Source organism: Mycobacterium sp., from assembly GCF_032159775.1.
In the GTDB taxonomy this organism is placed as follows: domain Bacteria; phylum Actinomycetota; class Actinomycetes; order Mycobacteriales; family Mycobacteriaceae; genus Mycobacterium.
In genome coordinates this window covers 39,906-48,551 of sequence record NZ_JAVHWK010000046.1, presented here as the reverse complement: position 1 = coordinate 48,551, position 8,646 = coordinate 39,906, and the positions used below count along the sequence as shown (strand labels likewise).

Here is an 8,646-nt window from a genome sequence, read left to right as displayed (position 1 = left end):
CGACCGAGATCCGCGGCCGCGCCGACCCCGAACTCGCAGCGCTGCTGGATGCGGCGTTCGCCAAATGGGCCGCACCGGGCATGTGCAACCCTGACGACGACAACCCGTGTGTCGACGGCGAACCCAGTCAGCAGGCACGCACCGGTGACGTGCGCACGACCGGGCAGCGCAACCACGACGCGCTCAAAGCGGTGCTGCGGGCGATGTTGGCCTCAGGCCAGTTGGGCAGCCACAAAGGTCTACCCGTGACCGTCATCGTCTCAACAACCCTCAAGGAATTGGAATCCGGCGCGGGACACGGCGTCACGGGCGGCGGATCCTTGCTGCCGATGCGCGACCTGATCCGCCTCGCCTCCCAGGCACATCACTACCTGACAGTGTTCGACGACCATACCGGCGTGCCTTTGGCGCTAGCCCGCGCCAAGCGCCTTGCATCCCCCGGCCAGCGCATCGTCCTGCACGCCCGCGACCGCGGTTGCACCCGACCGGGCTGCACCGTTCCCGGCTACTGGTGTGAAGCCAACCACGATGACCCGTGGTCTACGGGCGGTCACACCGACGTCACCACAATGTCGTTCACCTGCGGACCCGACAACCGGCTGCTGCATGAAACCGGCTGGGCAGTCCGCAAGCGCAAAGACGGTCGCACCGAATGGATCCCACCGCCGAACCTCGATACCGGCCAAGCGCGTATCAACTTCTATCATCACCCCGAGCGCTACCTCGTTCCCGACGACGACGACGGTTAGTCATCGCCGCCTACTCGCCGAGGTGAATCTCGATAGCGCCTCGCTGCAGCTGTTCGAAGCTGTAACTGAACTCCCCGCGATGACCGACGGACAACACGTAGCGGTCCTGCCCCTCGGTGATCGGGAACGTGAACGCGAACCTGCAATTGACGTCGTCGCCGTGACCGTCGCCGAGTGACGTGGACGTGAGGATCTCACCCCTACCGTTCTTCACGATGACCTGGGTGCCGCCACCGACATCGGAGTACCCCTGCGTCCCATGACATTTCGTGCCGTCCGACGTTATCGAGCTGACGTACTCCTTGCGCGTGTCGATCAAGACGAAGGTGCCTGATGCGATTCCTGTTTCAAGGACGCGGAATCCCTCGGAGAACTGCGGGCAGAACGCGTCGACCGCGAACTTGTCCGCCGCGAGCCCCTGCTGCGGTCCGCCGTCTTCGAGTTGTCTGCAGACCTGCCTGCCATGGGCCACCGCGTTGGCATCGGAGTTGAAGCCGTCGGCTAACCCCGAGTCTTTCAGCACGGACAGGTAGTCGGCGTCTCGCGAGCCTGCGTTGTGGCGCGGCAGCAGGACGGCCCAGATGACGGCGGCCAGTACGACCAGAACGGCGGTCGCGATACCCGTGCCGAGCCACGTCGATCGAATGCTCGTCCTGCTTCTCGGTGGCGTGTCGAGATACGCCGGAAGCATCTTGCCGCCCTCGACATCGGTTGCTTCGGATTTTCCATTCCGAACCCGGCCGGTAGGGCGGCCGGCCACGTAATAGCGGCCCTCATGACGCGCAGTGGGGTCCGGTCGCCACTGGGTCTGGGTGCCGGCTCCCTTCAGAGCGCCGCAGTTCGGGCACACGTCGGTTTTGCCGACGTCGGAGCCGCAGAACGGGCACGCCACGGGAATCCCTGCGCCTAGGTCCGCACCACGATCAGCTCATGTGGGCGACTGTTGACCGGCTCGGCGCCGTCGGCGGTGACGATGACGATGTCCTCGATTCGGGCGCCCCACTGCCCGGAGAAGTAGATGCCCGGCTCGACGGAGAACGCCATGCCCTCCGCCAACGGCAGATCGTTGCCCGCCACGATGTAGGGCTCCTCGTGCACTGACAGGCCGATACCGTGGCCGGTGCGGTGCACGAACGCCTCGGCCAGACCCGCCTCGGCGAGCACGTCGCGCGCCACCGCGTCGACCTGTTCGGCGGTAATCCCAGGACGCACCGCTTCGACTGCTGCCCGCTGCGCCCGTTGCAGCACCGAATACTGCTGCGCCACTTCCGGGGTCGGCTCACCGATGCTGTAGGTCCTGGTGGAGTCCGAGTTGTAGCCGGGTTCGTAAGGGCCGCCGATGTCGATCACGACGATGTCGCCGGCCCGAAGCTCACGGTCGGAGCACTCGTGGTGCGGATCGGCACCGTGCGGGCCAGATCCGACGATGATGAACGCCACCTCCGAATGCCCCTCGGCGACAATCGCTTCGGCAATGTCGGCGGCCACGTCGGCCTCGGTCCGGCCCGGCACAAGGAAATCCGGCACCCTGGCGTGCACCCGGTCGATGGCGGCACCCGCCTTGCGCAGCGCGTCGATCTCGGCGCCGTCCTTGATCATTCGCAGTCGACGCAACACGTCGGTGGCGAGCACCGGCACCACGCCGAGCACTTCGGCCAACGGCAGCAGGTGCAGCGCTGGCATCGCGTCGGTGACGGCAACACCCGCGGGGGCGCCGCCGAGCACATCGGCCACCATTCCGTAGGGGTCATGGCCATCCACCCAGTCGCGCACCGTGATACCGAGTTCGGTGGCCGCGGACTCCTTCAGCGAGGCGAGTTCCATCCGCGGCACCACGATCGCCGGCTCGCCGGACGCGGGCAGCACCAGCGCGGTCAACCGCTCGAAGGTCTGGGCCCGCGAGCCGATCAGGTAGCGCAGGTCGTATCCGGGCGTGATGACCAACCCGGCCAACCCGGCGTCGGCTGCGGCCGCCGCCGCGCCCTGGAGTCGCTGCGCGTACACGTCGGTGCTGAATCGGCCCGCTGTCATGGCACTCAGGCTAATCCGGGCTCGAATAGCTGGCGACCTCGATCAGGTTGCCGTCCGGGTCGCGGCAGTAGTGCGATGTCATCGGGCCGAGCGCACCGGTCTTGGGGACGGGGCCCTCGGTGATGGTCACTCCGCACGACCGCAGGCGCGCACCGACGTCGTCTGGGCTCATCTCCGCGATGAAGCACAGGTCGAGCGAGCCCGGCGCATCGACCGCGCCCGTCTCCCAGTTCGGCGCTCCGGTGGGCCGCACGTTGATCTTCTGGTTTCCGAACCGCAACGCCACCCGGCCTTCGCCGAACACCTCGCGCTCCATCCCGAGCACCCGCACGTACCAGTCGGTGGTGGTGTCGACATCGCGGCAGTTGAGCACGACGTGGTCGATTCGGTTCACGACGAAGGCCATACGTCACGCTACTGTCGGTGACCGTGGCAGCACCTGTGTTATTGCTCGACGGCGCCAGCATGTGGTTTCGCTCCTTCTTTGGCGTGCCCTCCTCGATCACCGCTCCCGACGGCAGGCCCGTCAACGCGCTGCGCGGCTTCCTCGACGCCGTCGCCACCGTGATCACACGCGAGCGGCCGTCCCGGCTGGTCGTGTGCCGCGATGACGACTGGCGGCCGCAGTGGCGGGTGGATCTCATCCCCTCCTACAAGGCGCACCGGGTCGCGGAAGAGGAGCCGACGGGCCAGCCCGATATCGAAGAGGTTCCCGACGAACTGACGCCCCAGGTCGACATGATCATGGAAATGCTTGACGCCTTCGGCATTCCGACCGCGGGCGCGCCGGACTGCGAGGCCGACGACGTGCTCGGCACCCTGGCAAGCCGCGAGCGCAAGGACCCCGTCGTCGTCGTGAGCGGCGACCGCGACCTGCTTCAGCTGGTTCGCGACGAGCCGGTGCAGGTCCGTGTGCTCTATCTCGGCCGCGGCCTTGCCAAGGCGACCAAGTGGGGGCCGAAGGAGGTTGCCGAGACCTACGGAGTTCCCATCGACCGCGCCGGGCCGGCCTACGCCGAACTGGCGCTGCTGCGAGGCGACCCGTCCGACGGCCTGCCCGGCGTGCCCGGTGTGGGTGAAAAGACGGCCGCCACCCTGCTCGCGCAACACGGCTCGCTCGAGAAAATCCTCGCCGCCGCCCACGACCCGAAGTCGAAGATGCCCAAGGCCTATCGGACGAAGCTGCTTGCCGCCACCGACTACATCGAGGCCGCCGAGCCGGTAGTCAAGGTCGCTACCGACGCCGACGTGAACTTCTCCACCACGTCCGATGAGCTGCCGCTGGCGGCCGAGCATCCGCGCAAGGTGGCCAAGCTCGCCGAGCAATACGGCGTCACGTCGTCAATTGGCCGACTGCAGAAGGCACTTGACGCCCTGCCCGGCGCTTAGCGGGGCGGGACTACTTCGGTCGGCCGACCTCGTAGGTGCCGTTATTGTCCTGGAAGGTCACCGTTACCTGACGCTTGGTGCCGTCGATGCTGACTTCGCAGTCGAACGTCTCGCCCTTCTTCACGGTCGGGCTGTCGCCGTTGTTGCACTTGACGTCCTTGACGTTCTTGGCGCCGTACCCGTTCGACTCGTCGGTGAGGATCTGCTGCACACCGGACTGCGCGGCGCTGACGTCCAGCTTGGTGGTGACGAAGAAACCCGGCTTCCAGAAGCCGAGCACCGCTACCACGGCGACCACCAATGCGGCGACCAGACCGATGATGCCGCCGACGAGTGCCAGTGACCGCTTGGAACCCTCCGGGGTCTCGGTGGAGCCGTACTGCGGATACTGGCCGTACTGACCCGGCTGCTGCCCGTACTGCCCGGGCTGCTGCCCGTACTGGCCCGGCGGCTGGCCGTACTGCGGATAGGCCTGCTGGCCGTATTCCTGACCCTGGCCGAACTGCTCGGTCGGCGGATACTGCTGCGGCGGCGTGTAGGGCTGTTGTCCGGGTTGCGGATACGACGGGTACTGCTGCGGCGAGTAGGCCGGAGGCTGTTGCTGCCACGCAGGCTGATCCTGGCCGGGGGCGGGCTGCTGCCACGCCGGTTGGTGGGACGGGTCGCTCGACGGCTGGTCCTGACCCGGCCACGGTTGCGTCTGGTCAGGCCCTTGCGGTCCGCTCATCGTCTCTCCTGGTAACTAGTGAACGCTGATCCTGCCGGACACCCTACCCCGCATCAACAGCGACGACGCCGCGTCGAACGTCGGCGATTGCGCGTTTCGCGACGGTCCGGAGTTCCGGCGAAGGAGCGGCGTTGCGCACCTGGTCGGCCAGGTCGAGAACCTGACGGCACCACCGGACGAAATCACCCGCCGAAAGCGGCGAGCCGGTGCCGCCGACGTCGGATGCCTCCAGCGCGGCGGCCAGGTCGCCGGTGGTGGCCCACCGGTAGACCGCGGCGACGAAACCCTCGTCGGGTTCCCGGCTCGGCGAGATCCGGTGGCGCTGCTCGTCGGTGCGTAGCTCGGCGGCGAACCGGCGGGTGTCGGCCAGTGCACGACGCAGCTTGCCGGTCGGGATCTCGGCGGCCTGCGGGGTTCCGGACGAGTCTCCCCTTGCCTCGTAGAGCACCGCGGACAACACGCCGGCAAGCTCCGCGGGCGACAGACCCTCCCACACGCCGCCGCGTAGGCACTCGGCCACCAGAAGGTCGCTTTCGTTGTAAATCCGGGCCAGCAGCCTGCCGTCGTCGGTGACCGTCGGGTCACCGTCGTCGCCGCGGATGAAGCCACGCTCGGTGAGCAGGACGACGATCCGGTCGAAGGTGCGGGCCAGCGAGTTGGTCGCCGCGGCGACCTTCTGTTGGATCTGCTCGTTGTCGCGCTCGATCCGCAGATACCGCTCGGCCAGCCGCACCTTCTCCTCGCGATCAGGAAGGCGGTGGGCGGCGTGGCGCTGCAGCTGCTCGCGAAGGCCGGCCAGCTCGGGGTCGACGTCGTGGTCACCCGGTGGGCCGCTGCGCCTGCCCTTGGAAATCGCCATCCCGGCCGTCGCCGTGCGTAGTGCCGACGCCACATCGCGGCGCACCCGCGGCTGACGGTGCTCGACGCGCTTCGGCAGCGTCATCGAGCCCACCTTGGCCGATGCGCCCGCGTAATCGGCGGATGAAATACGCCCTGCCCAACGGTTTTCGGTCAGCACGAGCGGTCGGGGGTCGTCCTCGTCACGGGCGGCCTCGAGGACGACGGCAAGCCCGGTACGCCGCCCGTTGGCGATGTTGACGATGTCGCCGCGCCGAAGCGACGACAGCGCATCGTTGACCGCCCGCCTTCGCTGCACCCGCGACGCCCGCGACTGCGCCTTCTCTCGTTGCGAGATCGTCGCGCGCATCCGCGCGTATTCGAGGATCGGGGTATCTCGTCCGCCGAGGTCGGCGGCAATCTCGTCGAGCATCCGCTCGCCGCGTTCGATGGCTCGCACCAGTCCGACCACCGAGCGATCCGCCTGGTACTGCGCGAACGATCGTTCGAGGAGCTGGTGCGCCTGCGTCGGCCCCATCTGGTTCACCAGGTTGATCGTCATGTTGTAGGACGGTGCGAACGAGCTGCGCAGCGGGAAGGTTCTGGTCGACGCGAGACCGGCCACCTCGGCGGGGTCCACGTCCGGCGTCCAGAGCACCACCGCGTGGCCTTCCACGTCGATGCCCCGGCGGCCCGCGCGGCCGGTCAGCTGGGTGTACTCGCCAGGCGTCAACTGAACGTGCTGCTCGCCGTCGAACTTCACCAGCCGCTCCAGAACGACCGTCCTGGCGGGCATGTTGATACCCAATGCCAGTGTCTCCGTGGCGAATACGGCCTTGACCAAGCCTTGGGTGAAGAGCTCTTCAACGGTATGACGGAAGACGGGCAGCATTCCGGCGTGGTGTGCGGCCAGTCCGCGCAGCAGCCCCTCGCGCCATTCGTGGTACCCGAGCACGACGAGGTCGGATTCGGACAGGTCGGCGCAGCGGCGCTCGACGACCTCTGCAATGCGGGCGCGTTCGTCGTCGGTGGTCAGCCGCAGCGAGCTGCGCAGACACTGTTTGACCGCGGCATCACAGCCGACTCGCGAGAAGATGAAGGTGATGGTGGGCAGCAGTCCCTCGGCGTCCAGCAGCTCGATGACGTCTGGTCGCGACGGCCCGCGGAAAATGCTCGGCCGGCTCCGATGACCACCGCGCCCGCGTGGTTGCCAGTCGGCCAGTCTGTCGGCTTCACGTCGATGGACGATGTGCCGCAACAGTTGTGGGTCCACCAGCAGCTCGCGGCCGTTCTTTCCCGGGTCGCCGGACCGGTAGTCGAACAGGTCGAACAACCGCTTCCCGACCATGACATGCTGCCAGAGCGGCACCGGCCGATGTTCGTCGACCACCACGGTGGTGTTTCCGCGAACCGTCTGAATCCAGCCGCCGAACTCCTCGGCGTTGCTGACCGTTGCCGAAAGGCTGACCAAGCGCACCTCTTCGGACAGATGCAGGATCACCTCCTCCCACACCGCGCCGCGCATCCGGTCGGCAAGGAAATGCACCTCGTCCATCACGACGTGCGAAAGACCGTGCAGCGTATCCGAATTGGCGTACAGCATATTGCGAAGCACTTCGGTGGTCATCACCACGACCGGCGCATCCCCGTTGATCGACTGGTCGCCGGTGAGCAGGCCGACGCGCTCCGCGCCATACCGGCGCACGAAGTCGGCGTGTTTCTGGTTGCTCAGCGCCTTGATCGGCGTTGTGTAGAAACACTTTCGGCCCGCCGCCAGCGCCAGATGGACGGCGAACTCCCCCACCACCGTCTTGCCCGCTCCGGTCGGTGCGCACACCAGCACACCGTGTCCGTCCTCGAGCGCCCGGCACGCGCGCTGCTGGAAGTCGTCCAGCGTGAACGACAGCGCCTTGGTGAACGCGGCGAGTTCGCCGCTAAGTGGCGTCGTCATCGACTACTGGCCGCGACGAGGTTGACACTGAGGCCGGTGGTTCGATCGGTTCGACTTCGCCGATTCTCGAGGCTTCGTCGTCTGGCACGTGCTCGACCGCCTCGCGGCGCGCCTTGCGTTTGTCGTGGATGCGACCGATCTGAATCGCGACCTCGAGCAACAGCGAAAGCGCGAGCGCCAGCGCCAGCATCGAGAACGGATCCGACCCGGGCGTCGCGAACGCGGCGAACACGAACAGACCGAATATCAGGCCACGCCGCCAGGACTTGAGGCGTTCGTACGGCAGCACGCCGACCAGGTTGAGCATGACGATCAGCAACGGAAACTCGAAGCTGATGCCGAACACGAGCAGCAGGTTGAGCAGGAAACCGAAGTACTGTTCGCCCGACAACGCGGTGACCTGGACGTCGCTGCCGACGGTCAGCAGGAAGTGCAGCGCCTTCGCCATCACGATGTAGGCCAGCACGGCACCCGTCACGAAGAGCACCGCGCCGACGCCGACGAACGCCATCGCAAAGCGACGTTCCTTGCGGTACAGGCCGGGCGTGATGAACGCCCATATCTCGTGCAGCCAGACCGGACAGGCCAGAATGATGCCTGCTGTCAGCGCGACCTTGAGTCGCAACATGAACTGGTCGAACGGCGCGGTGGCCAACAACCGGCACTGGCCGTCGGGCGCGATTGTGGCCCGCGCGGAGGCGGGCAGCGAACAGTAGGGTCCGCGAAGCCATTCACCGAGGCTGTGAAAGCCGAAGAAACCGTTGGTGTACCAGAAGAACCCGATGATCGTCGTCAGCACGACCGCGGCCGCCGCCATCACCAGCCTGTTTCGCAACTCGCTGAGATGGTCGACGAGCGACATGGTGCCGTCCGGATTGACCTTCGCGCGACGTCGGCGCGGATCCAGTCGCTTGAGGAATCCGGGGGTTTGCACGCAACTCGCCTATAGATCTATGGACACG

At 66.9% G+C, this 8,646-nt stretch carries 8 protein-coding genes; 2 read left to right on the top strand and 6 right to left on the bottom strand.

The window, feature by feature from the left end:
* A partial coding sequence (locus QOJ24_RS04965) for an HNH endonuclease signature motif containing protein (RefSeq protein ID WP_526259689.1) occupies nt 1-749 on the top strand: 749 nt, incomplete at its 5' end.
* A 10-nt stretch (nt 750-759) separates the two neighbouring features.
* On the opposite strand, the gene QOJ24_RS04960 is transcribed toward QOJ24_RS04965, so the two are convergent.
* From QOJ24_RS04960 to QOJ24_RS04950, 3 genes are read right to left on the bottom strand one after another with little or no spacing between them, the layout of a single operon-like run.
* Nucleotides 760-1,641, bottom strand: a complete 882-nt coding sequence (locus QOJ24_RS04960) for a DUF732 domain-containing protein (protein ID WP_526259687.1) — start codon at nt 1,639-1,641, stop codon at nt 760-762.
* 14 nt (nt 1,642-1,655) lie between these two features.
* Nucleotides 1,656-2,780, bottom strand: coding sequence for a M24 family metallopeptidase (locus QOJ24_RS04955; RefSeq protein WP_526259685.1), 1,125 nt, complete (start codon nt 2,778-2,780; stop codon nt 1,656-1,658).
* Nucleotides 2,781-2,790: 10 nt separating this feature from the next.
* The gene (locus tag QOJ24_RS04950; protein ID WP_526259683.1) at nt 2,791-3,186 is read right to left on the bottom strand and encodes a VOC family protein; all 396 of its coding nucleotides are present in this window, start codon (nt 3,184-3,186) and stop codon (nt 2,791-2,793) included.
* A 23-nt stretch (nt 3,187-3,209) separates the two neighbouring features.
* On the opposite strand from QOJ24_RS04950, the gene QOJ24_RS04945 reads away from it, so the two are divergent.
* Entirely contained in the window at nt 3,210-4,169 is a 960-nt protein-coding gene (locus QOJ24_RS04945; RefSeq protein WP_526259681.1) for a 5'-3' exonuclease, read from the top strand.
* 10 nt (nt 4,170-4,179) lie between these two features.
* Here the strand turns inward: QOJ24_RS04945 and QOJ24_RS04940 are convergent, their stop codons facing one another.
* From QOJ24_RS04940 to tatC, 3 genes are read right to left on the bottom strand one after another with little or no spacing between them, the layout of a single operon-like run.
* The gene (locus QOJ24_RS04940; RefSeq protein WP_526259679.1) at nt 4,180-4,896 is read right to left on the bottom strand and encodes a DUF4333 domain-containing protein; all 717 of its coding nucleotides are present in this window, start codon (nt 4,894-4,896) and stop codon (nt 4,180-4,182) included.
* A 43-nt stretch (nt 4,897-4,939) separates the two neighbouring features.
* Nucleotides 4,940-7,684, bottom strand: a complete 2,745-nt coding sequence (locus tag QOJ24_RS04935) for a DEAD/DEAH box helicase (protein ID WP_526259677.1) — start codon at nt 7,682-7,684, stop codon at nt 4,940-4,942.
* Nucleotides 7,668-8,618 carry a twin-arginine translocase subunit TatC gene (gene tatC, locus QOJ24_RS04930; protein WP_526259675.1) on the bottom strand — a complete coding sequence of 317 codons (951 nt, stop codon included), beginning with the start codon at nt 8,616-8,618 and terminating at the stop codon, nt 7,668-7,670. The genes QOJ24_RS04935 and tatC overlap by 17 nt, the downstream gene beginning before the upstream one ends.
* Nucleotides 8,619-8,646: the final 28 nt, after the last annotated feature.